The sequence below is a fragment of the Fundicoccus ignavus genome, assembly GCF_009659375.1.
In the GTDB taxonomy this organism is placed as follows: Bacteria; Bacillota; Bacilli; order Lactobacillales; family Aerococcaceae; genus Fundicoccus; species Fundicoccus ignavus.
In genome coordinates this window covers 24,731-51,176 of record NZ_WJQT01000005.1, presented here as the reverse complement: position 1 = coordinate 51,176, position 26,446 = coordinate 24,731, and the positions used below count along the sequence as shown (strand labels likewise).

At 41.5% G+C, this 26,446-nt stretch carries 18 protein-coding genes; 13 read left to right on the top strand and 5 right to left on the bottom strand.

The window, feature by feature from the left end:
• Positions 1-14 precede the first annotated feature (14 nt).
• From GF867_RS05235 to GF867_RS05220, 4 genes are all read left to right on the top strand, one after another.
• A complete protein-coding gene (locus tag GF867_RS05235) occupies positions 15-1,778 on the top strand; it encodes an extracellular solute-binding protein (protein WP_153832058.1) in 1,764 nt (587 codons plus the stop codon).
• A 997-nt stretch (positions 1,779-2,775) separates the two neighbouring features.
• Positions 2,776-3,399 (top strand): SGNH/GDSL hydrolase family protein, encoded by a 624-nt coding sequence (locus GF867_RS05230; RefSeq protein ID WP_153832057.1) that lies wholly within the window; start codon positions 2,776-2,778, stop codon positions 3,397-3,399.
• Between the two features lie 28 nt (positions 3,400-3,427).
• The gene (locus GF867_RS05225) at positions 3,428-4,885 is read left to right on the top strand and encodes an alpha-L-fucosidase (RefSeq protein WP_153832056.1); all 1,458 of its coding nucleotides are present in this window, start codon (positions 3,428-3,430) and stop codon (positions 4,883-4,885) included.
• A gap of 10 nt (positions 4,886-4,895) precedes the next feature.
• A complete protein-coding gene (locus GF867_RS05220) occupies positions 4,896-5,693 on the top strand; it encodes an alpha/beta hydrolase (RefSeq protein ID WP_153832055.1) in 798 nt (265 codons plus the stop codon).
• Between the two features lie 426 nt (positions 5,694-6,119).
• Here the strand turns inward: GF867_RS05220 and GF867_RS14185 are convergent, their stop codons facing one another.
• A complete protein-coding gene (locus tag GF867_RS14185; RefSeq protein WP_301538503.1) occupies positions 6,120-6,245 on the bottom strand; it encodes a hypothetical protein in 126 nt (41 codons plus the stop codon).
• A 182-nt stretch (positions 6,246-6,427) separates the two neighbouring features.
• On the opposite strand from GF867_RS14185, the gene GF867_RS05215 reads away from it, so the two are divergent.
• The 7 genes from GF867_RS05215 to xylB are packed head-to-tail and all read left to right on the top strand — an operon-like array spanning position 6,428 to position 17,551.
• Complete coding sequence (locus GF867_RS05215) at positions 6,428-7,921, top strand: glycoside hydrolase family 43 protein (RefSeq protein WP_153832054.1); 1,494 nt, start codon at positions 6,428-6,430, stop codon at positions 7,919-7,921.
• A gap of 14 nt (positions 7,922-7,935) precedes the next feature.
• Positions 7,936-8,850, top strand: coding sequence for an ROK family protein (locus tag GF867_RS05210; RefSeq protein ID WP_153832053.1), 915 nt, complete (start codon positions 7,936-7,938; stop codon positions 8,848-8,850).
• A complete protein-coding gene (locus tag GF867_RS05205; protein ID WP_153832052.1) occupies positions 8,851-10,320 on the top strand; it encodes a glycoside hydrolase family 1 protein in 1,470 nt (489 codons plus the stop codon).
• A 39-nt stretch (positions 10,321-10,359) separates the two neighbouring features.
• The gene (gene yicI, locus GF867_RS05200; protein WP_153832051.1) at positions 10,360-12,660 is read left to right on the top strand and encodes an alpha-xylosidase; all 2,301 of its coding nucleotides are present in this window, start codon (positions 10,360-10,362) and stop codon (positions 12,658-12,660) included.
• Between the two features lie 13 nt (positions 12,661-12,673).
• Positions 12,674-14,707 (top strand): beta-galactosidase, encoded by a 2,034-nt coding sequence (locus tag GF867_RS05195; RefSeq protein WP_153832050.1) that lies wholly within the window; start codon positions 12,674-12,676, stop codon positions 14,705-14,707.
• Positions 14,708-14,722: 15 nt separating this feature from the next.
• On the top strand, positions 14,723-16,039 hold the full coding sequence (xylA, locus tag GF867_RS05190) for a xylose isomerase (RefSeq protein WP_153832049.1): 1,317 nt from the start codon (positions 14,723-14,725) through the stop codon (positions 16,037-16,039).
• Between the two features lie 30 nt (positions 16,040-16,069).
• On the top strand, positions 16,070-17,551 hold the full coding sequence (gene xylB / locus GF867_RS05185; RefSeq protein ID WP_153832048.1) for a xylulokinase: 1,482 nt from the start codon (positions 16,070-16,072) through the stop codon (positions 17,549-17,551).
• A gap of 600 nt (positions 17,552-18,151) precedes the next feature.
• Here the strand turns inward: xylB and GF867_RS05180 are convergent.
• From GF867_RS05180 to GF867_RS05165, 4 genes are all read right to left on the bottom strand, one after another.
• Positions 18,152-18,742, bottom strand: a complete 591-nt coding sequence (locus tag GF867_RS05180; protein ID WP_153832047.1) for a cob(I)yrinic acid a,c-diamide adenosyltransferase — start codon at positions 18,740-18,742, stop codon at positions 18,152-18,154.
• A 68-nt stretch (positions 18,743-18,810) separates the two neighbouring features.
• Entirely contained in the window at positions 18,811-21,408 is a 2,598-nt protein-coding gene (locus GF867_RS05175) for a vitamin B12-dependent ribonucleotide reductase (RefSeq protein WP_153832046.1), read from the bottom strand.
• Between the two features lie 362 nt (positions 21,409-21,770).
• Complete coding sequence (locus GF867_RS05170; protein WP_153832045.1) at positions 21,771-22,424, bottom strand: 3-oxoacid CoA-transferase subunit B; 654 nt, start codon at positions 22,422-22,424, stop codon at positions 21,771-21,773.
• Positions 22,425-22,428: 4 nt separating this feature from the next.
• Positions 22,429-23,154: a CoA transferase subunit A gene (locus GF867_RS05165; protein WP_153832044.1), complete on the bottom strand. Its 726-nt coding sequence runs from the start codon at positions 23,152-23,154 to the stop codon at positions 22,429-22,431.
• A 270-nt stretch (positions 23,155-23,424) separates the two neighbouring features.
• Between GF867_RS05165 and GF867_RS05160 the strand changes: the two genes are divergently transcribed.
• The gene (locus GF867_RS05160; RefSeq protein ID WP_311453166.1) at positions 23,425-23,892 is read left to right on the top strand and encodes a CtsR family transcriptional regulator; all 468 of its coding nucleotides are present in this window, start codon (positions 23,425-23,427) and stop codon (positions 23,890-23,892) included.
• 12 nt (positions 23,893-23,904) lie between these two features.
• Entirely contained in the window at positions 23,905-26,388 is a 2,484-nt protein-coding gene (locus GF867_RS05155) for an ATP-dependent Clp protease ATP-binding subunit (protein ID WP_153832043.1), read from the top strand.
• Positions 26,389-26,446 lie beyond the last annotated feature (58 nt).

Sequence of the window (26,446 nt, the reverse complement as noted above, 5' to 3'; positions counted from 1 at the left end):
AAGGAATCATCAAAATGAATAAATGGTTTAAAAAGACAGCAACAAGTTTAGTTGCCTTAACATTAGCAGGTTCTCTCGCAGCATGTGGTTCAGATTCAGCAAGTGAAGGGGAAGCAACGACTGCTTCAGCTGACGGTCAGTATGCTGAAACGATTACGATTGACGTTTTCGATGGTTTAGCCAACTATATGGGGATCCAAGAAGGTTGGTTTGCGAAAATAGTTAAAGATAAATTCAATATGGAATTAAACATTATTGCGCCTAACGTGGCGGGTAATGGGGACACTTTATACCAAACACGTACGGCTGCTGGTGATTTAGGTGACTTAATTGTTGCGGATAATGGCCAACAGTACAATGAATTAGTGCAAGCTGGTTTATTGTACGACGCGACGGAATTATACGAAAATATGGAAAACCTCCAACGTTTTGATGCAGCTGTTCAGAACGTGAATGCTGACGCTGACGGACTTTATGGTTTCCCAACCTCTGTTTCAAGTTTAGCATCAACAAATCCTTCAGAAGGTTTAGACTTAAACTACGGTGCTTATATTCGTTGGGATTTATATGCGGACTTAAATTATCCAGAAATCGCGACATTGGAAGATTTACTTCCGGTCTTAAAAGAGATGCAAGAAGCGAATCCAACAACTGAATCAGGTCAAAAAGTGTATGGTTTCTCACTGTTTGGTGACTGGGACGGTAACTTCATGAACAATGCGAAACAAATCTTAACGTTATACGGTTATGATGAGTTAGGATTTGTGTTAGCGAAAGCTGATGGTTCAGATTATCAAGGTATTTTAGATAGTGATTCTGAATACGTTCGTGCTTTAAAATTATATTTCGAAGCAAATCAAATGGGCTTAGTCGATCCTGAATCAACAACCCAAAATTACGATACTTTATTCGCTAAATTCCAAAACGGTCAAGTGCTTTACTCTTGGTGGCCATGGTTAGGTCAAGCTGCCTTTAACACAACGACAAACTTAAATGATGGTAAAGGCTTTATGTTAGCACCTATTCAAGATCAAACAATCTTCTCTTACGGAGCGGAAGTTTATGGTGGCAAACAATTTATCGGTATTGGTTCAAATGCTGAAGACCCAGAACGTATTGCAGCCTTTATCGACTGGTTATATTCACCAGAAGGTGTGCTTTCTAACGCATCACAAACGGCCGGCAGTAGTGGTCCAGAAGGCTTAACATGGGAATTGGTTGATGGCGTACCGACTTTAACAGAATTTGGTGAGCAAGCTTTACTAGATGGCAACGCAGATGTGCCAGAAGAATTTGGTGGCGGTACTTATAAAGATGGCGTTTCAGCTTTAAACGTTAATACAGTATTACCAATCGACGTTAACCCAGAAACAGGCTACCCATATGCTTACACTATGTGGGAAAGCTATATCGAAGAAAATACAAACCCAGTGAAAGATGACTGGTCAGAAAACATGGGTGGCGCATTGTCAACCGTTGAATACTTACGTGAAAATGACCAAATCTTAGTAGCACCAGGTGCAAGCTATGTAGCGTCTGAAGATAGCTCTGAAATTTCAACTTTACGTAACCAAGTGAAATCAACGGTCGTTGAATATTCATGGAGAATGATTTTTGCTAAAGACGAAGCTGAATTTGACAGCTTATTAGCTGAAATGCAAGAGATTGCGATTGGCTTAGGTTATGAGCAAGTGCTGGAAGTTGATATGGCGAGTGCACTGGAACAGAATGAACAACGTCAAGCTGTTGCTGAAGAGTTTGGCTCAACTGAAGAATAAAACAAGTCCTGAAAGAGGTGTGCATAACAGGCATACCTCTTTCTTTTATAATATAAGGTTTTATAAGGTTTATGTTGATTTATCGGAGTGTATGCTTCGCTCAACGTGAAGTCGCGCAAATAAAAATCACAATCAGCTTCCAACGTGTCGACTGGCGAATTGAGTTGACACATTAACCTATCCAATGTGTCGACTCAAACTTTGAGTTAGCACATTAGGAAAAATATTAGAAATATTGATGGCTTTCAGCTAGTAAATTGGGTGTTTATTGGAGAAAAGTTGAAAAACAAGCTGGAAAAGTCCACTAAAAGTCACAATCAGCTTTTAACGTGTCGACTGGCGAATTGAGTTGGCACATTAGCCTACCCAATGTGTCAACTCAAACTTTGAGTTAGCACATTAGGAAAAAAATGAGAAATATTGATGCTTTCAGCTAGTAAATTGGGTATTTATAGGAGAAAAGTTGAAAAATGAGCTGGAAAAGTCCACTAAAAGTCACAATCAGCTTCCAATGTGTCGACTGGCGAATTGAGTTGGCACATTAACCTATCCAATGTGTCGACTCAGAATTTGAGTTAGCACATTAGAATACATCGGAATCAATATAATGATAAGGTTTGCAAATAAAATGATAGTTCTGGCTATGTGCTTTTAATTCAGTTTAATTAAGCCGACTGACATTTGACGAAGACTATAATAAAGGGCGATTTTTCTCACAAAAGAAGTCATGAGAATCTCAAGAGCCATAATATAGTCCGATACCCTTACAAAAAAGGCAGTATAATGCAATGTTACCCGACTGCTTGGAACCCGACTCTACTTGCTTTTATTTATCATCATGTTTTATAAGATTCGCGTTGAATTATCGAGCTTTGTGCTTCGCTCAACGTGAAGTCGCGCAAATAAAAGGCTCAAAATAAATAGTAGAATAAAGCTAAACAAATTTAAATAGCCCTCGGACTCGTCCGAGGTTTTCTGAGAGGAGATAAATATTTAGATGTTATTTGAAAAGAAAGATCGCCTGTTATTTATGGGCGACTCGATTACCGATAGTGGACGTAATTACGATGCGATGCCAGCTGGTTGGTCTTCTTGGGGGGATGGTTACGTTAATTTACTGAATGCTTACACAACTGCTTTATTGCCCGAGACAGAATTGATGGTCGTTAACCGCGGTGTGAGTGGTAATACGATCGTCGATATGGCAGCGCGTTGGCAAACTGATGCCTTAGATTTTCAAGCAGACTGGATAACCATCATGATTGGCGTCAATGATGTATGGCGCCACTATGATGGCACGTTTCCACAAGTCGTTCAAGTAGATGCCGGCCAGTTTGAACAAGTTTATCGTGAACTAATTGAAGTGACGTTGCCTAAAGTGAAAGGAATTATTTTGTTATCACCGTTTATGGTTGAGGGGCGTTTGGATGATCCAATGCGTCAACAAGTCGATAAATATCGAGCAATTGTTGAGAAATTGGCCGCAGATTATCAATTACCTTACGGGAATGTGCAAGCGAAAGTCGATGAATTTCTACAACACCAATCATCTTATGTATTAAGTAGTGACCGCGTGCATCCATCTTTAGCAGGGCATTTATTAATTGCCCAAGCTTGGTAGGAAGCAACAGGCATAAAGGAGTGACAATATGATAACAATTGAAGGTATTAAACAAGTTGCCAATCAAGGACCGTATGCACCGAATTGGCAGTCTTTAGGCAATTTTGAGTTACCTCATTGGTTTAGACAAGCAAAGTTTGGCATTTTTATTCATTGGGGTTTGTACAGCGTGCCGGCATTTAACAATGAATGGTACTCGCGTAACATGTACATTCAGGACCACCCTGAATTTGCGCACCATGTGGCCACTTATGGATCGCATACCGAATTTGGCTATAAAGATTTTATCCCGATGTTTACTGCTGAGAAATTTGATGCAATACAGTGGGCGCAAATGATTAAAGACGCGGGTGCAAAATATGTATTTCAAGTCGCCGAACATCACGATGGATTCCAAATGTATCAGAGTGATTTATCGAAGTGGAACGTGGTTGAAATGGGACCTAAGCAAGATATTCTCGGAGAATTGAAGACAGCTTTTGAAGCTGAAGATCTGCATTTCTGTGCGTCCTCTCACCGCGCCGAGCATTGGTTCTTTATGGGACATGGTCAAGAATTTGAAAGTGATATCAAGGAGCCAATGGTTAAAGGTGATTTCTACTGGCCGGCACAACCAGAACCTGATAACCAAGCTTTGTATAGCGAACCTTACCCAAGCCAAGAATTTTTAGATGATTGGTTATTCCGTACGGTTGAATTAATTGATAAGTATCAGCCTGAATTATTGTATTTTGACTGGTGGATTCAACATGATGCCTTTAAAGCGCATCTACAATTGTTGGCAGCTTACTATTATAACCGCGGTGCTGAATGGGGGCGCAAAGTCGGCATCTGTTATAAGCACGACGCGATGATGTTCGGTAGCGGCATTGTTGAAATTGAACGCGGCAAATTTGCGGACGCCCAGCCTTTCTACTGGCAAACGGACACAGCGATTACGCACAATTCATGGTGCTACACGACGAATTTAGACTATAAAGCAACCAAGGAAATTCTGCACGATTTAATTGAAGTCATCAGCAAAAACGGGAACTTACTGTTAAATGTAGGACCGAAAGGCGACGGCTCGATTCCAGATACAGACCAACGCATTCTTAAAGAAATCGGTGACTGGCTAAACATTAACGGCGAAGGCGTTTATGAAAGTAAACCTTGGCGCAAAGCCGGCGAAGGTCCAACCAAAGTCGTTTCAGGCCAATTCCAAAATACGAAACGCTATACTTCAGAAGATATTCGTTTTACCGTGAAAGGTGAAGCCTTGTACGCTTTCGTTTTAGAAGCGCCTACCGATGGTAAAGTGAAAATCCGTTCTTTAGCTGAATCGGCCGATCAAAACTTACCAGAATTCCATGGTATTGTCGATTTGGTGGAAATATTAGGTTACACAGGTGACTTGTCTTGGACTAAAGATGCGTCTGGCTTGAACATTTCGTGTCCAGAGTTAGACAGTAATTTCCCGATTGTTTGCAAGATTACGATGAAGTGAGGTTTGTCAGATGAAACATGAAAAAATTCAATTAAATGCAGCTACTCTAACAACCTATGTCATCGACAACTCTGAAGAAATCGATGCAAATCGTCGTCGTCCCGCTGTGATTATTTGTCCAGGTGGCGGCTATGAATTTCTATCGGACCGCGAGGCAGAACCGATTGCGATTAAAATGATGAGCCTAGGCTATCAAGCCTTTGTCTTGCATTACAGTATTAAGCCCGCGGTGTTTCCAACTGCCTTGACCGAGTTGGCTCAGGCAGTTCAATTGGTACGCCAACAACAAGACGCATGGCACATTAATCCTGATAAAGTTATTGTTGCCGGCTTTTCGGCGGGAGGGCATTTGGCTGCGAGTCTAGGTGTTTTCTGGCAAGCAGACTTTTTAGCAGAATTAATGACTGGAGCGAAAGAGGAGTGGCAACCGAATGGTTTGTTACTGTCTTATCCCGTTCTTTCAAGCGGTCCATTTGGGCATGAAGGATCGTTTAGATCCTTACTCGCAGAGCAATACGAACAATTCAAGGAACAAGTTTCTTTAGAAAACTGTGTGACGGCTGATACACCACCCACTTTTATTTGGCATACATTAGAAGATGGTGCAGTTCCTGCTGAGAACAGTCTTTTATTTACTCAGAAAATGCGTGAATTAGAGATACCTTTTGAATTACATTTATTCCCGAAAGGTGGGCACGGACTGGGATTAGGCACAATTGAAACGGTCGCAGGCGGCTCTTATGGTATTGAACCAAGCATACAAGCCTGGCCACAATTATTCGCGGATTGGCTAGAAGCAAACTTTTAATTAAATTAATAGGCGCTAAACGGCTTGATGAAATGGGTGTAAGAACTTGTTTTGTCAGGCTTTTTTTATTTATGTTTCGCTCAGCTTATTGTTTATCCAAGGCGGTGGTCGCTTTCAAAGCCTCACTGACATTTGGGCTTTTTCCAGCTCAATCGGCTAGGCTCTGTCTACTTCGCGTTGCTACTTGATGCAAATAAAAAATGCAAAAGATTTACATCACTGAATTTTCTGTTACATCTCTTAAGAACGAAGAGCAAGCGGAGTGTCGGTCGGTTTGACCGACACGATCTCAAGGGTTGCGGTTCTTGTATAATCGTCGTGAACGCTAGAGAACGACACCGCCTTGGTTTCCTTGCAAGAAAGAATAGGTTTGACGCGTATGTTTTTTGTGTATTGGCTAGATTCTGACCAATTCTCGATGTTCCGTTAAGCCTCCAATGGCACGTGGTCCCCCCAGTGACGTTCCATTAAGTCTCCAATGGCACGTGGCTTTCTCACAGACGATCCATTAAGCTGCAACCTCGCCAGCCAAACCGCAAGCTGGACTGTCATAAAAATCCTTCTGCATTAAATAGCTAATTTTTAGGGTAAAAAGTCTAATTTAGACGTTCAAACTGAAAACGGTATCACATACACTTAAGATGAAGATAAAAGGTAAATTGAAGCTTGGCAATTAAGCGCTTTGTGCGTGTGGAGTCTTATTTTGTCAATGAAGATGAGGGGTAGGTTTTAGTTTGAAATGTGAAAATCCAATTATCCGTGGTTTTAATCCGGATCCAAGTATTTGCCGTGTGGGCGAAGATTTTTATTTAGCAACGAGTAGCTTTGAATATTTCCCAGGTATTCCGGTATATCATAGTCGCAATTTAGTTGATTGGGAATTAATTGGTCATGGGATTAGCCGTCCTTCACAGTTGACGCTTTCGACAGCGATTCCGAATGCGTTGGGCTTGTATGCACCGACTTTGCGCTACCATGAGGGGCGTTTTTACTTGTTGTGTACAAATGTATCGACGGATGATTTTGCAACCGGGAATTTCTTGTTATGGACGGATGATATTCACGGTGAGTGGTCGGACCCAATTTGGTTAGATACACCTGGGATTGATCCTTCTTTGTTTATTGATGATGACGGTAAGGTTTACTACAACGGAACGCACGAAGCGATTTATATTCGTGAGCTCGATTTAGCGACTGGTGAATTAGGGCCGCGTGTAGACATTTGGAATGGAGCCGGTGGGCGTGATCCAGAAGGACCACATATTTATAAGCAAGATGGTTATTACTACTTATTGATATCTGAGGGCGGGACGACTTACGAGCATATGATCACGATGGCGCGTAGTCGTCAGTTAGAAGGGCCTTATGAGGTTTACGAACACAATCCAGTCTTAACGAATCGCTCTTTAGCCACCGATATTCGAGCAGTTGGGCATGCAGATTTAGTTCAGGATCAACACGATAATTGGTGGGCCGTGTGTTTGGGGATCCGTGTCTTGCCAATTTTCCCGCCTCGTCATGTGCTAGGGCGCGAAGTTTCATTAGTGCCAGTGACATGGGAGGCAAATAAATGGCCAGTCTTTGGCGAGAATGGTTCATTGGCGACCATCATTGATGCACCACTACCAGCAGTTCGTGAAGAAAAGGCCGCAAGGATTGATAACTTTAAGGCACTTGAATGGACTTATTTATTCGCGAAGAACGATCATTTAGTTCGACCAACGAGCGATGGTAGCCAATTACAGTTATTAGGGAATGCGTCTAATTTGACGAGTCAAAGTGAGATGGCGTGGTATGGGCGACGCCAAGAGGAGTTTGTCTTTGAAGCGCGTGCGACCTTTGACATTCCAGAATTACAATTGGACCAAGAATTTGGTTTAACCATTTTCCTAAATGCGCGTCATCACTATGAAATTGCGGTTAAGCGAACAGAAGCAGGCAATGTTGTGCGCGTAAACAAGCAAATCGGACCACTAAGTGGTGTGCAAGCAGAAACACTCTACACTAGCCAAACGATTACCTTACAAATTTCAGGTGATACACAGAATTACTATTTTGCATACGGGGAAACACCCGCCGACTTAACAGAATTAGGTAGCGGCGAGGTGAGCTATTTATCAACAGAGGTCGGTGGAGCCTTTACAGGAAATTTTGTTGCGCTATACGCAAGTGGCAATGGGCAAACATGTGAATATCCAGTAACGGTTACAGAGTTTAATTATCAATAAGCGAGGGAACACGAATGGTTTATGTATGTTTTGACATAGGCGGCACGTTAATCAAACATGCGGTCTATAGTGAAGCGGGAGAACAACTGACAAGTGATGCTTTTCAGACACCGCTCGATACGAAAGAGAATTTTTACAAAAGTTTGATTGAACAAATTCAAACTTATGAAACAAGCTATAACATTAAAGGTATCGGCATTAGTATGCCAGGTTTTATTGATGTCGAAACAGGAAAAGCTTTAACAGCCGGTGCACTTTACGAACTGTACGATGAATTTATTCTAGAAGAAATTCAAAAAGGTTTGGACAGAATATATCCAATGGCGATGGAAAACGACGCCAACTGTGCGGCTTTAGCAGAGCAAATGAGCGGTCATGCGCAAGGTGTCAAAGATTTTCTATTGATTACGATTGGCACTGGTATCGGCGGGGCTATCGTCTTAAATGGTGAATTACATCGTGGCAATACCTACCGTGCAGGTGAATTCGGTCAAATGCATATCAATGTGGCGACCGATCCTTATCGCACTTCGCATGAATATGCAGCCACAAGTTCGTTGGTACTAGCCTATAAAGCATACAAGCAATTAGCGGAAGATGCCTATGTCGATGCGCGCAATATAATTACGGAAATGGCAGAAGACGAAGGCGTTAAAGCTGTATTTGACCGTTGGATAGCTCACTTAGCAGCTGTCATTTTTAACACGTCAACCTTCTTCAATCCACAAAGAATCTTATTAGGTGGCGGTATTAGTGCCAATCCTATTCTAATTCCGGCGATTGAAGCTGAATTAGCTAAAGATCCTAACTGGGAACATATGCGTTGTGAATTAGTCGTATGTAAGTATTTCAATGAAGCAGGTTTAAGAGGTGCTCTAGGTTTAATCCAACAGGCACTCGCAAACCTTGAGAATAGAGAGGGGTATTAAATGTTTTACGAAAAACTTGATCAATTTCCAGAAAGTTTCTTGTGGGGAGCTGCTTCAGCTGCCTATCAAGTAGAAGGCGCCTTCGATGCGGATGGTAAAGGACCTTCAATTTGGGACGAATTTTCAAAGATTCCTGGCAAAACCTTTAAAGGAACCAATGGCGATGTCGCCATCGATCATTATCACCGTTATAAAGAGGACGTCGCGTTGATGGCGAAGATGGGCTTGAAAGCCTATCGCTTTTCAGTTGCTTGGTCACGTGTCATCCCAGACGGTGAAGGTGAAATTAATCAAGCTGGTTTACAATTTTATGTGGATTTAGTCGATGAATTAATTGCGAACGGCGTAGAACCCGTCTTAACACTGTATCATTGGGATTTACCTTTAGCTCTCCAGACGAAATACGGTGGTTGGGAATCACGCGAAATCATTCCAGCTTTCAAAAAGTATTGCCAAGCTTTATATGAAGCCATCGGCGATAAAGTGAAGCATTGGATTACGTTCAATGAGCAAAACGTGTTCACAGCTATGGGTTATCGCTGGGAAACACATCCGCCGAAAGTGTCGGATTTAAAACGTATGTATCAAGCAAACCATGTCATCAACTTGGCCAACGCCGAGGCGATTAACTTGTTCCATGACATGCTACCCAATGGCAAAATAGGGCCAAGTTTTGGTTATGGTCCGACCTACGGTTTAAATGCCCGTCCAGAAAATATTCTAGCCGCTGCGAATAGTCATGAATTTAACAACAGTTGGTGGATGGATGTTTACTGTAAAGGAACTTATCCGAAATTTATGTATAAGCAATTAGAACGCTTAGGAATTGCACCAGAAGTAACGCCAGCAGATCATGTGTTATTAACATCCGCTAAGCCAGACTTTTTGGGCATCAACTATTACCATGGCGGAACAGTGCGTGAAAATCGTATTGAGAATACAAGCGAAACAGACGTTGAAATCAAAGAATTCTCTGCGACAGACCCATACTTAATGCAGCCAAAAGATGAACAAGCTCAGTCACCGGAAATTCCAATGTTTGAAACGGTCTCTAATCCACATTTGAAAACAACAGAGTGGGGATGGGAAATTGATCCAGTTGGCTTCAGAGTGGCTTTGCGTGAAGTGTATGCGACTTATGATTTGCCTATTTTTGTCACAGAAAATGGCTTAGGCGCGATTGATATTCTCGAAGAAGATGGCAGCGTTCAAGATGACGTTCGTATCAACTATTTAAATGAGCATATTCTGGAAATGCGTAAAGCAATTACCGACGGTGTCGAGATGATCGGCTACTGTGCGTGGTCTTTCACTGATTTATTAAGCTGGTTAAATGGTTACAAAAAACGTTATGGCTTTGTCTATGTGAATCGTGATGATGAAAGTGAAAAAGATTTAGCCAGAATACCTAAGAAGAGTTTCTTCTGGTATCAAGATTTAATTGCCCAGAACGGCGCAAACATTAATTAAAACATCAGCAAATCAAAAATAAAGAGAAGAGGTTATTGAATGAAATACTCAAACGGTGGTTGGTTATTTAAAGAGGGTTATCAAGTAGATTTTCCAGCACACGTCTATACGACACGTTCAACAGAAGATACATTAATTTTATATGCACCCTTTCGTTATACAAGCCATAAAGGTATGTCTTTAGATGGCGGTATGATGACGATTGAAGTGACATCACCACGTCCAAACATTATTGGAGTGAAAACATATCACCACAAAGGTGGCATTAATCATGGACCAGACTTTGAATTATTTAAAGATCTTGTTAAACCAGAGATTACTGAAACGGAAGAAGCCTACGTCTTCACAAATGGTGATTTATCTTTAGAAGCGAGTAAAGGTGAAGGCTTCCACTTAAAATTCCGCTACAAAGGCGAAGTATTAACTGAAAGCAAGCCACGTGGTCAAGCGTATGTCATCGACGATCAAAAACAAGCGCATATCAGTGAACAATTAGGGATTGGTGTCGGCGAGTTAATTTATGGTCTAGGTGAGCGTTTCTCTCCATTTGTTAAAAACGGTCAAACTGTTGATATTTGGAACGAAGATGGTGGGACGGGTACAGAGCAAGCTTATAAGAATATTCCTTTCTATATTAGCAACCGCGGCTATGGCGTGTTTGTTGATTCGCCAGATAAAGTGAGTTTTGAAGTTGCAAGCGAGAAAGTATCGAAAGTTCAATTCAGTGTGCCAGGCGAAGTGATGCAGTATTACATTATTGCTGGCGATAACTTAAAAGAAGTCTTAGAGCACTATACAGCCTTTACAGGTAAACCTGCTTTCCCACCCGCTTGGTCTTATGGTTTATGGTTAAGTACTTCTTTCTTAACAGATTACGACGAAGCAACCGTGACAGAATTTGTGGATGGCATGATTGAACGCGATATTCCTTTAGAAGTCTTCCATTTCGACTGTTTATGGATGGAAGAATTTGAGTGGAGTAACTTTACTTGGGATTCGAGAACATTTCCAGAACCAGAGAAAATGTTAGCACGTTTGAAAGAAAAAGGCTTGAAGATTTGTGTATGGATCAACCCTTATGTCGGTCAAAAATCACCAATGTTTGATGAAGGAATGGAGAAAGGTTACTTTATTAAACGATCTAATGGTGATGTATGGCAATGGGATAAATGGCAAGCTGGTTTAGCAGTTGTTGACTTTACAAATCCAGCGGCAGCTAAATGGTACCGTGATAAATTAAGTGCCTTATTAGATATGGGTGTCGATAGCTTTAAGACAGACTTTGGTGAGCGTATTCCAGTAGACTGTGTCTATCATGATGGTTCTAACCCACATCGTATGCATAATTACTATACGCAATTATATAACAAGGAAGTTTTTGACCTATTAGTCGAACGTCGTGGTGAAAAAGAAGCGGTCTTGTTTGCGCGTTCAGCAACTGTCGGTGGACAACAATTCCCAGTTCACTGGGGGGGTGACTGTACGTCAGATTATCCATCAATGGCTGAATCATTACGTGCAGGTTTATCTTTTGGTATGAGTGGTTTCGGTTACTGGAGTCACGATATTGGTGGTTTTGAAACAGGTTGTACGCCAGATATTTACAAACGCTGGACTCAATTTGGTTTACTCTCTTCTCATAGCCGTTACCACGGTAGCTGGGAGTATAAAGTGCCATGGTTATACGGTGAGGAAGCAGTTGATGTGTCACGTAAGTTCACGAAATTAAAACTGAACTTGATGCCTTACTTAATGAAAGAATCTGTTTACACGCACACAACGGGTATCCCAATGATGCGTTCAATGGTACTAGAATTCCCAGAAGATTTAGCTACACACACGCTTGATCGTCAATATATGTTAGGGGAAGACTTACTCGTAGCACCAGTTTTCAATGAAGCAGGCATCGTTGATTTCTATGTACCAGCAGGTAAATGGACGAACTTATTAACGAACGAAGTACATGAAGGCTCACAGTTCCACCAAGCAAAATATGACTATTTCAACTTACCGTTATTAGTTAAGCCAAATACAGTGCTAGCAATTGGTAGCGTTGATAACCAAGCAGTCTATGACTATGCGGAAGCTGTAACATTACATGTCTTTGAATTAGCGGATGGCGCGAGCGCTGAAACGGCTATTTATACAAAAGACGGTGATTTAGTAGCCAACGTAACTGTTAGCCGTGCAGGTCAGGCAATTACAGTCGATGCACCAGGTTTAACGAACTTCAATGTTTTATTACGTAACGTGACAGCGTCAGGTGAACAAGCGACCGCTCACGAATTAGGAACATTATTCAATGGACTAGCGCAATCAGCTAGCCTTACATTAAATTAATTGGGAGGCAATTATGTCAGAACAACTATTTGATCGTATTCTGTACGGGGGAGATTATAACCCTGGTCAATGGCCACGTGAGGTTTGGGACGAAGATATGCGTATCTTTGAAAAAGCGAATATTAATACGGCGACTGTCAATGTCTTCTCTTGGGCTAAACTACAGCCTTCGGAAGCAGTCTATGATTTCTCTGAATTAGACGAGATTATGGAAATGTTAGAAAAAGAAAATTACGATATTGTCTTAGGTACTTCAACAGCCGCGATGCCAGCTTGGTTATCGCGCAAGTACCCAGATGTGAACCGAACTGATTTTTATGGTCGTGAACATAAGTATGGTCACCGTCATAATCACTGTCCGAACAGTCCAAGTTTCCAGAAATATGCGAAGCGTTTAGTTTCTAAAATCGCTGAACGTTATGGCGATAATCCGCATGTTAAAGTGTGGCATATTTCAAATGAGTATACGGCGGATTGTTACTGTGAGAATTGTGCACGTGAATTCCGTGTTTGGTTAGAGAAGAAATATGGCACGATTGAAGCAGTCAACGAAGCCTGGAACATGGATTTCTGGAGCCATACATTATATGACTTCGACGATATTGTCCCACCAAGTTATTTAGGGGATGGGATTAGTGACAACATGACAGCTTTTGCGGGCATCGCTGTGGACTATAAGCGATTCCAATCGGATAGTCTACTCGATAACTTTATTATGGAACGCGAAGCCATTCGTGAATTTGATCAAACAACGCCTGTGACAACCAATTTAATGGGCGCGTATAAAGGTTTGGATTATTTCAAATGGGCGAAAGAAATGGACATCGTATCTTGGGATAGTTATCCAAGTTATGAACCCGATTGGGCTCATGTATCGATGATGCATGATTTAATGCGCGGCTTGAAAGATGGTCAAAGTTTTATGTTGATGGAACAAACTCCAAGTCAACAAAACTGGCAACCTTATAATTCCTTGAAAGCACCCGGCCGCATGCGTGTTCAAAGTTATCATACGATTGCGCATGGTGCGGACACTGTCCAATTCTTCCAGTTACGTCGTACAAAAGGTGGCTGTGAGAAATTCCATGGTGCCGTCATCGAGCATGTGGGACACGAAGAAACACGCGTCTTCCGTGAAGTTGCCCAATTAGGTTCAGAATTAGCTGCTTTAGGCGATCAATTGATTGGCGCGCGTTCTGATTCTAAAGTTGGGATTCTGTTTGACTGGGATAACTACTGGGCATTTGAATTTACAAGTGGACCTAACGTGGACTTATACTATGTGAACCAAATTCAACACTACTATAACGCGCTTTACAAGAAACAAGTCCAAGTGGACATGTTACACATGGATTCAGACTTTGAAGCTTATGATGTGATTATTGCGCCAGTACTTTATATGGTCAAAGAAGGCGTAGCTGAGAAGATTGAAGCGTTCGTTGAAAAAGGCGGTAGCTTCTTGACGACCTTCATGAGTGGAATCGTGGATCAAAGCGACAATGTGCATTTAGGTGGCTACCCTGGTCCTTTACGTGATGTCTTAGGTATTTGGGTAGAAGAAATTGATGCGCTGGCACCAACGGCACATAATGCGATTGCCTCAGCATCTGCGGATGTCCTTGAAGGACAATACCAAGGTGTCTTGGTCAGCGATCTAATTCACTTAGAAGGTGCAGAATCTTTAGCTAACTATGCCAGCAATTGGTATGCAGGCATGCCAGCCGTAACGAAACATCAATACGGAAAAGGAACTGCTTACTACATTGGCACGCAAGCTGACGCAGATTTAACAGCCCAGGTGGTGCAATTACTCTTAAATGAACATGACATTCCGGTAATGGAAGATGTACCGGCGGGTGTCGAAGTGACAACACGTACGAAAGACGGTAAAGATTTCGTCTTCATTATGAACCACAATGATACAGCTGTTGAAACAACACTGGATTACACAGGCTACACTGACTTAATCACAGGCGAAAACTTAACGAGCGATTTAGCGTTAAAAGCCTTCGATGTCAGAATAGCAACCAGAATACTAACCAACTAGAAACGAGGGAATGACATGACATATTTTCCAAATATTGAAAAAATAGTATACGAAGGACCCCGCACTAAAAATCCTTTTGCCTTCCGTCACTACAATCCGGATGAAGTAGTCGCAGGCAAAACAATGAAGGAACATTTACGTTTCGGTGTGGCTTACTGGCACACAATGAATCAAGACGGTAGTGATCCGTTCGGTAAACCTGTTAACGAAAGAACATGGTTTGGCGCAACTGAAATGGAAACAGCTAAAAATCGCGTTGAAGCGTTCTTCGAGATTTTAGAAAAATTAAACGTCGAATACTTTTGCTTCCATGATGTGGATATTGCACCTGAAGGGGATAGCTTAGAAGAGTTTTACCGTAATATCGATGAAATTACCGACTTAATTAAAGAAAAAATGGACGCAACAGGCATCAAATTATTGTGGAATACGGCGAATATGTTTAGCCATCCACGTTACAATAACGGTGCGGCTTCAACAAACAACGCGGAAGTTTATGCTTTTGCAGCAGCTCAAATTAAAAAAGGTTTAGATATTTCGAAAAAATTAGGCGGCGAGAACTATGTGTTCTGGGGCGGTCGTGAAGGTTACGAAACATTATTAAATACTGATATGGCCTTTGAATTAGACAACGTCGCACGTATGTTTAAAATGGCCGTGGCTTATGCAGAGAAAATTGGCCATAAACCTCAATTCTTAATTGAGCCAAAACCCAAAGAGCCATCTAAGCATCAATATGATTTTGACGCGGCAACTTCATTACAATTCATTCAGAAATATGGCCTAGAAGGTGACTTCAAATTAAACTTAGAAGCGAACCATGCGACTTTAGCAGGTCATACCTTTGAACATGAATTAACAGTCGCAAGAATCAATAATGCCTTAGGTTCAATTGATGCCAACCAAGGAGACATGTTATTAGGCTGGGATACAGATGAATTCCCAACGAATCTTTACGACACAACGTTTACAATGTTAGAATTATTAGAAAATGGCGGAATTGCGCCAGGTGGGATTAACTTTGATGCGAAAGTTCGTCGTTCAAGTTTTGCGATGGAAGACTTATTATTGGCCCACATTGCAGGGATGGATACTTTTGCTAAAGGCTTGAAAGTAGCGGCTCGCTTAAGAGAAGACCGTTTCTTAGAAGATTTAAAGGCAGACCGTTACGCAAGCTTCCAATCAGAACTAGGTCAGAACATTCTAGCGGATAAAGAAGACTTAGAAAGCTTAACGAACTATGCCTTACAAATTGAGAACATTGAGTTAAAATCAGGTCACATCGAGATGGTTAAATCACAATTAAATGATTACATTACGGGTGAATTATAATTCTCAGCCAGAGGTGAAAGGAGTATTTGGATGGCTTATGTATTAGGAATTGACTTGGGGACCAGTTCACTAAAAGGTTTACTGGTGAATCCTGAGGGTGAAATAGTCTATGAGACAAGTACGGATTATCCGACACTTTCTCCGCAAGCGGGCTACAGCGAACAAGACCCTCAAGTTTGGCTGGACGCCATGGATATTGTCTTGAGTCGTTTGGTAGCGGATGTTCCGGACGCTAAGGAGCAACTGGCTGGCATCAGCATTTCAGGACAGATGCATAGTCTTGTTCTACTAGATGAACAAAGACGCGCTTTACGCAATGCAATCTTGTGGAATGACGTCCGCACAACGACCCAATGTCAACAAATTATTGAAACCTTGGGTGAAGACTTATTGGCGATTACCAAGAATACGGCCCTAGAAGGCTTTACTTTGCCCAAAATACTATGGGTGCAAGAACATGAACCTGATATATGGGCTGCCACTAAAGGTTTTCAATTACCCAAAGACTACTTACGCTTATGGCTAACCGGCGAGTATCATATGGATTTATCCGATGCAGCTGGCACTTTATTGTTAGATGTTGAAAAAGCTGAATGGTCACCGTTAATTGCGGAACGCTTTAATTTGGAGATCGAGCAATTTCCTATTTTGGTAGATTCGGTAGGTCAGACAGGGGTAGTCAAAGCAGGATTAGCAGCGCGTTATGGATTTGTTCAGCCGGTTAAAGTGTTTGCGGGTGGTGCCGATAATGCCTGTGCCGCGGTTGGTTCAGGTGTTGTGAAAGCTGATATCGGGATGAGTTCAATTGGCACGAGTGGCGTTTTCTTATCAATGGAAGACACTGCTCAGAAAGATTATCAAGGCCGCCTGCATTTATTTAATCATGCTGTGCCTCAACAGTACTATTCAATGGGTGTGACGCTATCAGCAGGGAATAGCTTGAACTGGTTTAAGCGCACCTTTGCGAAGGCGTTAAGTTTTGATGAACTACTGGCTGGCATTGATGAAATTCCGGCAGGTAGTGAAGGTTTATTGTTTAGTCCTTATATTACAGGGGAACGGACGCCTCATAATGATGCAAACATTCGTGGGAGCTTCATCGGTATGGATGTTCGTCATGAGTTAGGGCACTTTACACGTAGTGTCTTAGAAGGGATTACTTTCTCCTTGAAAGATTCTTTTAACTTAATGCAGTCAGTGGCTAACAAAGAATTTTCAACCATCGTTTCAGTCGGTGGGGGAGCAAAAAATCGCACCTGGTTACAAATTCAAGCAGATGTGTTCAACACGCCGATTAGTGTCTTGAAATCCGAACAAGGTCCGGGCTTAGGTGCAGCAATGCTGGCAGCTGTTGGTCTAGGATGGTTCGAGAATCTAGAAGCTTGTTCAGAACGATTCGTAGAAGTCGCAGAAGTCATTCAACCAAATCGCGAGAATGTTGCGATATATGAAGCAGCTTATGCGCGCTATCAACGTATCTATGCAGCAAGCAAAGAAGTATTAATGGCTTAATTAACCAATCGTCCGTCGCAACAGTCAACCACACACAATATAAACGAAACACCGCTATCATCAGTTCCCCCAGAATTGATGGTAGCGGTGTTTTATTGTGTTTAGGTGATTATAAGGTTTATGTTGATTTATCAAGCTTTGTACTTCGCTCATCGTAGTGGCTTGCCATGGCGGTGGTCGCTTCCAAAGCCTCACTTACGCTCGTGCTTTTTCAGCTCAATTGGCTAGGCTCTGTCTACTTCGTTGTGCTCATGGTCAGAGCAGCTGCGCCAATTGCCCTTGGTACCGCTGTGGCAAACCACTACGGTGAGCTGCGCTTAGTGTCCAACCAAAGTATCCTTTGTTAAAAATCACTGTCCATTCTATAGGGTCCATTTTATCTAGTCGAATGTTCCGACTCATCGGTTAGATTAGCCTTTATTCTAGTCGAATGTTCCGACTCATCGGCTAGATTAGCTTCTATTCTAGTCGAAAGTCCCGACCCATCGGCTAGATTAGCCTTTATTCTAGTCGAATGTTCCGACTCATCGGCTAGATTAGCCTCTATTCTAGTCGAAAGTCCCGACCCATCGGCTAGATTAGCAAGTGATTTATAGTTAGTTATTTAGGAATACGGTCTTTCGTCAAGTCATTGTGGAAAACCTTCCCACTCCGTTCGTATAACACATCTTCTACGCCAGCATGGTGATTGGCTAGGCGAGCTAAAGCAAAGAAATAGTCAGACAAGCGGTTAACGAATTTCAAGCAAGCCATGTTGATGCTTTGTTCTTGTTGCAAGCTGACAATACAACGTTCAGCACGGCGGGTGACCGTACGAGCGAAGTGGATTAAGGCTGCTAGTGAGCTGCCGCCAGGCAGAATAAACGATTCAATCGCAGGTGGGATGGGTGAGTATTCGTCGATACGACTTTCCAACCAGGTGACGTGATCACCAGACAGTCTGTAATCATATTTTGCCGAGTGTTCGGGTGTGGCTAAATCGTTGCCGCAGTCGAAAAGTAATTGTTGAATGCCCATGATTTCTGCTTGTAATTCGCTCCAGCAGTCGGGATGACTAGCGAGCATGCCGAGTAAACTGTTGAGTTCATCAACAGTCCCGTAAGCTTCGACTTGTGCGCTGTTCTTGTAAACCGATTTTCCTCCGATGATGCGAGTGGTGCCATGGTCACCGGTGCGTGTATAAATTTGCATAAAATTCCCTCCTGTAATAAAAAAGCTAGACCCATATGAGAACGAGTCTAGCCGTTAGTTAATGACAATTATAGGCCACAACGTAATTGTGCGTTACAGTTGACGCAAGTATTACAGCCACCGATATCTTCCACGATACCTTGACGACAAATCGGACAAGTATCACCAATATCAGAACCATAAACAACATCATCTGTATGACCCTTTGTTAGGTAATGTTCAGTCTCAGCCAGTTCAACTAATTGACGTAATTCATTCTTATCGTCCACAATACGCGCTTCTTCCATATCGAACAATTCAATGGTGTTCACTTCGTTTTCTTCGGCCGCTAAAGTCAAGACTTGCGAGTCACGCGAACCATCTACGTAAACTGTCCCACCTTTGGCACCGCCTTTATACAGACGTTCGTAAACTTTCTCAACTTGACTCACCGTATAGCCCTTCGGCGCGTTAACAGTTTTCGAAATCGAGCTATCCACCCAATGCTGAATCGCTGTTTGCGTATCAACGTGCGCTTCTGGCGCTAACTCCATCGCTGACACAAAGTAAGCAGGCAAGTTATTTTCATCGGCTTCAGGATGCGCAGCCAAGTATTCAGACACAATATCCGCATTCACTTCGATAAACTTACCTAAACGCCCACTACGGAAATACTTAAAGGCAAAATATGGCTCTAAACCAGTTGCGACACCAACCATTGTACCCGTACTTCCAGTAGGTGCAACCGTTAATAGATGCGAGTTACGAATACCGTGCTCTAAAACCCCTTCACGAATATGGGCAGGCATTTTCTGCATATAGCCTGTTTCAACGAAGCGTTGACGTAAAGCTTGTGTCTCTTCATCCGTTGCACCCACTAAGAATGGGAAACTCCCTTTTTCTTTCGCTAATTCAATCGATGTTTCGTAAGCTGTAACCGCCATTGTTTCAAACACATCATTCACGATTTGGTTGCCTTCAGCAGATCCATAAACGTTTTCTGTGTAAATCAATAAGTCGGCTAAGCCCATTACTCCAAGTCCAATACGACGTTCTCCGAGTGCTTGTTTACGGTTCGCTTCTAAGAAATAAGGGGTTGCGTCGATGACGTTATCTTGCATGCGTACACCCACACGAACAGTTTCTTTTAATTTCTCGAAATCAACGGTATGCGTTTCTTTGTTAGCCATATTCGCTAAGTTAACAGCTGCCAAGTTACATACGGAATAAGGTGCTAGTGGTTGCTCACCACAAGGGTTTGTTGCGACAACTTTCTGACCATAAGCCTTAGCGTTTGTATCTTTGTTGGCATTATCAATGAAGAAAATACCTGGTTCAGCTGAATAAGTCGCACAAATATTGATTAACTTCCATAATTCGCGTGCACGAATTGTGCGGTATGTTTTAATAGCATAGCCTTCAGCTTCCCATTCACGGACATCACCGAATTTAGACCATTCGCTGTTATAAGCAGCCATATCTGCGTCAGAATAGTTTTCTACATCAGGGAAACGTAAGGCCCAGTCTGCATCTGCTTCTACTGCTTGCATAAAATCGTCGGTTAAAGTGACTGAAATATTGGCACCAGTCAAGAAGTCTGGGTTATGAACGCTATAAGTTCCACCATCACGTAATTTCATTTCAGCTTCTTCAATTGTTTGTTCAGAGAAACCACCACGACCTGGGAAGTTTTTATAGCGCACAATATTCTCGTACATTTCAATTTCAGCAAAACCGAAAGGGGTGAATTTTAACTTTTCCTCTGCTAAAACTTTGATACGCTCATCTTTCGCTTGTTCAATTAAATAGCGTAAAACGCGTGGGTTTTGCATTTTTGAAATAATGAATTCAATAATATCTGGATGCCAGTCTGCCAACATAATCATTTGAGCACCACGACGGCTGCCACCTTGTTCTACTAAATGAGTCAATTGAGCAATATCATCTAACCAAGAAACAGATCCAGATGATTTACCATTTACACCACGAGCTAAGGTATTGCGCGGACGTAACGTTGAACCGTTAGTTCCAACGCCTCCTCCTCTGGACATGATTTCCATGACTTCTTTACGGTGATCCGAAATACCTTCACGTGAATCAGGTACAAATGGCATGACATAACAGTTGAAGTAAGTCACATCTGTTTCAGAACCAGCGCCATATAAAACACGTCCAGCAGGAACAAAGTTCATCGTCATTAATTGTGCATAGAATTGTTCAAAAGCAGCCTCGCGTTTTGCTTCGTCCGTTTCGGTTGCTGCCAAACCACGAGCATTTCTTTTCGCGATTTGTTCGTAGTAAATTTCTAAAGGTTTATCTAATGTGTCAATTGCACGAGTAATCAAGCCAGATAATTTTTCTTCAGGATCTTCCAATGTCCCACGGTATTCTTCTTCTAGCCAGATTAAAGCTTCTTGACGTTCAGTGTCCAGGGCTTGTACGACTCCAATCCCACGTGCAGGGTACTTAGGATCTGTTTTTACCGTTAAAACGACTAAATCACCCACAGCTAAAGTTGTCTTAGCTGAATCTTTGAAGGCATAACGATCAAGCATAACCATGCGCGAAACACCTTTATGCGTAATATGCATATCGTCCGTTATTGGAAAAATTTGTGGAAATTGTTCAATGTCTTTATTCAGTTGGGCCTTGCTGGCCTCTATTATCTTTGGTATTTCTGTAGCCATCTTGATTACTCCTTTTTTACAAAACATCATTAAAGAACACCATATTTTGCGGTTTGTTCAACCATTAACACAATATATGGTATTTTTTGCCAATATTAAGTGTACAGTAAATAAGAGCAAGAATCCACATTAATAGAAAATATTAGCTATTCTTAATAGTTATGCTTCGTATTTTGTTCATTAGCTATCAGTATCTTATAAAGTATTTTGCAACAATATAAACATAAAAAAAACCACCAACTGAAGAATCATCATGATTCAATCAGCTAGTGGCTCATAAATTTAAAATTAAGTTATGATTGTGAGTGATTAATTCAGCTAGGGAGACGAATAATCAAATCTAAATCATAGTATTGTTAAAATTAAGAGAAGAACTCTTTGATGTTTTCAGAGACGACAACTTCGCCTTCTGTCTTCGCTAAAATTTCTTCAACTGTTACGCCAGGTGCGTGTTCAGTTAGTAAGAATTTACCGTCTTTGATTTCGAAGACTGCTAATTCAGTGATAACCATGTCAACAGCGTTTGCTGCCGATAAAGGTAAAGTACACTCAGCTAAAAGCTTAGAGTTACCTTTTTTATCAGTATGTTGGATTGAAGCAATAACTTTTTTAGCACCTACTAATAAGTCCATCGCACCACCCATACCCGGAGCCATTACGCCAGGAACCATCCAGTTGGCAATGTTACCGGCTTGGTCTACTTCTAAAGCACCTAGAACCGTTTTGTCAACGTGTCCACCACGAATAATCGCGAAAGATGTTTGTAAGTCGAAGGTTGCGGCACCTGGTAATAATGTAATAGGAGCACCACCAGAGTTTCCGTAGTCAGGCGTTAAAGTATCTTTAGTTGGTGTTTCACCAAAACGTAAAGCACCATTTTCTGCTTGTAAAATAACGTTTACGCCTTCTGGAATGTAGTTAGCAGAAGCGTTAGGGATACCGAAACCTAAGTTAACGATGTCGCCATCTTTAAATTCTTGCCCGATACGACGAGCGATTAGTTCTTTTGGATTCATAAGCTTATGCGTCTCCTTTCAACATGTTATTTCTACCCCATAATTCACGGTAGTAGTCGTAACGTTCTTCTTCAGTTTGACCTTGAACAACGTAATCAACTAAGATTCCTGGAACGGTTACATCAGTTGGTTCGATCTCGCCAACTTCAACGATCTCGTCAACTTCAGCAATCACAACTTTAGAAGCTAAAGCTAATTCAAGAGAAATTGATTTAGCCGTTCCAAAACTATATAAGTTACCATATTTATCTGCTTTGTTAGCTTTAACAAACGCAACATCTAGGTTAACTGGATCATAGATTAAGTACTCTTTACCGTTACGTACAATCTTGTCTTGCTTTTCTTCTTGTAATGTACCGATTCCAACTGGAGTGACAACGGCACCAAGACCAGCTCCACCTGCACGGATCATTTCAACAACAGTTCCCATTGGAACGTAATCAACTTCGATTTCACCCGCTAAAAATTGTTTGTTGAAAGATTTTGAAGTACCTGTATGTGCTCCAACAAATTTTTTGATTTGGCGATTTTCAGCTAATTTACCCACATCGTGTTCTTCACCTGGATAACCAGTAACTGGTTGTACCAATGTCAATTCGTTAGTACCGGCTTCAACTAAGCCTTTGATTAATTCAATCGGTGCGCTCACACCTAAGAAACCTGAAGTACCTAAAGAATCTCCTTGCTTAACTTTAGCTACAGCTTCTTGGACAGTAATAATTTCTGCCATGAGTTTTTCCCCCTTGTACAAATGTATATTTGGCCTGTAAATAAAATTGACGTGAATCGTCAAGCGCTTACAAGGACTATTCTATGTGCAAAAGCGATTTCAGGCCACCATCTAAAACTAAATTGGACTATAAGCAAAACTTATAATAATTTAAGCCGAAAAGTCATCGGAAACAATTGACTTTAAAAACATTAAAAGACTTCTCAAACGTCAAAATATAGTGTATAATAGTCAAAGAAAGTCAACGTTAACGGAATAGGAGGGGTAAAAGTGTCGCTACGTAACATGTCAGACATCATTGAAGATTATTTGAAAAGTTTTCTCCGAAATAGTGAGGAGCTAGAAATTAGACGAAGTGATGTGGCAGAACGCTTTGACTGCGTCCCTTCACAAATCAACTATGTCATCAATACACGCTTCACGCAAGAACATGGCTACATGGTCGAAAGTAAACGCGGTGGCGGTGGCTATATTCGAATCTTTAAGATTCAAGTGGTGGATGAGATTGATCAAATTAATCAAATGATTGCTTTGATCGGTAAGAGAATTAGCCAACGTAATGGTGTCAATATGGTTAAAACACTTATACAATCAGAAATCATCACAGAGCGTGAAGGTACCTTAATGTTATCAGTCATTGAAAAGTCAGTCTTACACAGTATTTCAGAACAAGAACAACAAGCCAGAGCATTATTGCTCAAAACCTTCTTAGTACAACTAAGATATACATTAAAGTAAGAGGTGAAATGAATGTTTGAAGAACTATTTACAGAAAGTGCCCGCCAGGTCATGATCTATGCAGCTGAACAAGCTTATTATTTAAGACATCAGGCTGTTGGCACGGAACATATTCTACTTGGACTTGCTCGTGAGGAAGAAGGAATTGCTGGGAAAGCTTTACGTGAAATGGGAGCAAACTATCAATCACTATTGATGGAATTAGAAATCATTCACGGTAAAGTAGTTAACCCGCGCTCTGAAGGCGAAATTGTCATTCCTTATTCACCAAGATCTAAGAAAATTATTATGAACGCATCGAATGATGCCAAACGTTTAGGTGCCCATAAAGTTGGGACAGAACACTTATTGTTAGGCATGTTAAAAGAAGAAATTCTTGCAACTGTTTTATTAAAAAATTTAGGTGTTGACTTAAATGAATTACGCAAAAAAGTCTACGAATTGATTGGTATTAACAGCTCTAACGAACGCTCACAATTAGGCGCGAAACGTGGTAATGGTCGTCAAAGAAGTCCACAAGGTGAACCATCGAAGACACCAACTTTAGATTCTGTGGCGCGTGACTTAACGCAATTAGCGCGTGATGGGAAATTAGATCCGGTTGTGGGTCGCGAGAAAGAAATTCGTCGCATGATTCAAATCATCAGCCGCCGTTCGAAAAACAACCCAGTATTAGTGGGTGAACCAGGTGTTGGTAAAACAGCCATCGCAGAAGGTCTTGCGCAAAGAATGATCGCAGGTGAAGTACCTGAAGATATCGCAAGCAAACGTTTGATGATGTTAGATATGGCTTCATTAGTAGCCGGGACTAAATACCGTGGTGAATTTGAAGAGCGTATGAAGAAAATTATTGAAGAAATTGCAGCTGATGGACAAGTCATCCTATTCGTTGATGAGTTACATACGCTGATTGGAGCAGGTGGCGCAGAAGGTGCGATTGATGCATCGAATATTCTGAAACCAGCTTTGGCTCGTGGCGAAATCCAAACAGTTGGTGCGACAACTTTAGACGAATACCAAAAGTATATTGAAAAAGATGCCGCTTTAGAGCGTCGTTTCTCAAAAGTTCAAATTGATGAACCAACTCAGGCAGAATCGATTCAAATTATCGAAGGCTTGAAGAGCAAATACGAAGACCACCACCATGTGGAGATTACCGATGAAGCTGTTCAAGCAGCGGTTAAATTAAGTGCACGTTACTTAACTGAGCGTCGCTTGCCAGACAAAGCGGTTGATTTAATCGATGAAGCAGCTGCAAAAGTACGTATTGACGAGTCTGTCGCATCTTCAACTGTTGCGAACTTAGAACGTCAATTGTTAGAAGTGTCGAACAAGAAAGAAAAAGCAATCTTAGATCGTAACTTCGAACAAGCTGCTGAACTTCGCCAAGAAGAACAAGAGGTTGAACGTCAAATTCAAAAAGCAGCTGAAAGCGAAAAAGATAATCAAGAGACGAAGCATTTAGTTGTGACAGCAAGTCATGTAGCAGAAGTGATTGCTTTATCAACAGGTATTCCAGTCAATCAAATGGAAATGGCTGAATCACAACGTCTCGTTCACTTAGAAGCTGAATTGCATGAAAGTGTCATCGGCCAAGAAAAAGCTGTTAAAGCTGTATCACGTGCGATTCGCCGTGCACGTAGCGGTCTGAAAAGTCCGAAACGTCCGATTGGTTCATTCCTATTCTTAGGCCCGACGGGTGTCGGTAAAACAGAATTAGCCAAAACACTCGCTAACGCAATGTTTGGTAGTGAAGATAATATGATTCGCGTCGACATGTCAGAGTATATGGAAAAACACAGTGTATCACGTCTGGTAGGTTCACCTCCAGGTTATGTAGGCTATGATGAAGCTGGACAATTAACTGAGAAAGTACGTCAAAAACCTTATAGTGTGATTCTATTAGATGAGGTTGAGAAAGCTCACCCTGACGTTTTCAATATTCTATTACAAGTTTTCGATGATGGTCATTTAACAGATGGTAAAGGACGTAAAGTAGACTTTAGAAATACAATCATTATTATGACATCAAACTTAGGAGCGACAGCTTTACGTGACGAGAAATCAGTCGGCTTCGGTGCCGTTTCTTATAAAGATGATCATGATGCAATGGAAAAACGTATTCTTGAAGAAGTTAAACGTGCTTTCCGTCCAGAATTCTTAAACCGTATCGATGAAACAGTAGTCTTCCACGCATTGAATAAAGAAGAAATCCGTGAGATTGTTAAACTTCAAGCACAAGATATCGTTAAACGTCTTGGTGAACTTGAAATTGAAGCACGTGTGACAGACACAGCAGTTGATATCATTGCTGAAGCAGGATACGATCCAGAATATGGTGCGCGTCCAATCCGTCGTGCGATTCAAAAACAAATCGAGGATGAATTGAGTGAAATGATGTTACGTGGAGATATTGAACTCGGTGACAGCATTACAATTGGTGGTCGCTCAGGCAACATCAATATCAATAATCGCAGTAAACAAACAACTAAATAATTAGCATCACTAGGAAAGCAGCTCTCTGAATTATATGGGAGCTGCTTTTTTTGTAATA

Coding starts and splice junctions, on each gene's coding strand:
- GF867_RS05195 (WP_153832050.1), top strand. CDS start 12,674: ATGTCAGAACAACTATTTGATCGTATTCTGTACGGGGGAGATTATAAC.
- GF867_RS05220 (WP_153832055.1), top strand. CDS start 4,896: ATGAAACATGAAAAAATTCAATTAAATGCAGCTACTCTAACAACCTAT.
- GF867_RS05210 (WP_153832053.1), top strand. CDS start 7,936: ATGGTTTATGTATGTTTTGACATAGGCGGCACGTTAATCAAACATGCG.
- xylB (WP_153832048.1), top strand. CDS start 16,070: ATGGCTTATGTATTAGGAATTGACTTGGGGACCAGTTCACTAAAAGGT.
- yicI (WP_153832051.1), top strand. CDS start 10,360: ATGAAATACTCAAACGGTGGTTGGTTATTTAAAGAGGGTTATCAAGTA.
- GF867_RS05170 (WP_153832045.1), bottom strand. CDS start 22,424: ATGAATCCAAAAGAACTAATCGCTCGTCGTATCGGGCAAGAATTTAAA.
- GF867_RS05235 (WP_153832058.1), top strand. CDS start 15: ATGAATAAATGGTTTAAAAAGACAGCAACAAGTTTAGTTGCCTTAACA.
- GF867_RS05180 (WP_153832047.1), bottom strand. CDS start 18,742: ATGCAAATTTATACACGCACCGGTGACCATGGCACCACTCGCATCATC.
- xylA (WP_153832049.1), top strand. CDS start 14,723: ATGACATATTTTCCAAATATTGAAAAAATAGTATACGAAGGACCCCGC.
- GF867_RS05175 (WP_153832046.1), bottom strand. CDS start 21,408: ATGGCTACAGAAATACCAAAGATAATAGAGGCCAGCAAGGCCCAACTG.
- GF867_RS05230 (WP_153832057.1), top strand. CDS start 2,776: ATGTTATTTGAAAAGAAAGATCGCCTGTTATTTATGGGCGACTCGATT.
- GF867_RS05205 (WP_153832052.1), top strand. CDS start 8,851: ATGTTTTACGAAAAACTTGATCAATTTCCAGAAAGTTTCTTGTGGGGA.
- GF867_RS05165 (WP_153832044.1), bottom strand. CDS start 23,154: ATGGCAGAAATTATTACTGTCCAAGAAGCTGTAGCTAAAGTTAAGCAA.
- GF867_RS05225 (WP_153832056.1), top strand. CDS start 3,428: ATGATAACAATTGAAGGTATTAAACAAGTTGCCAATCAAGGACCGTAT.
- GF867_RS05155 (WP_153832043.1), top strand. CDS start 23,905: ATGTTTGAAGAACTATTTACAGAAAGTGCCCGCCAGGTCATGATCTAT.
- GF867_RS14185 (WP_301538503.1), bottom strand. CDS start 6,245: ATGACAGTCCAGCTTGCGGTTTGGCTGGCGAGGTTGCAGCTTAATGGA.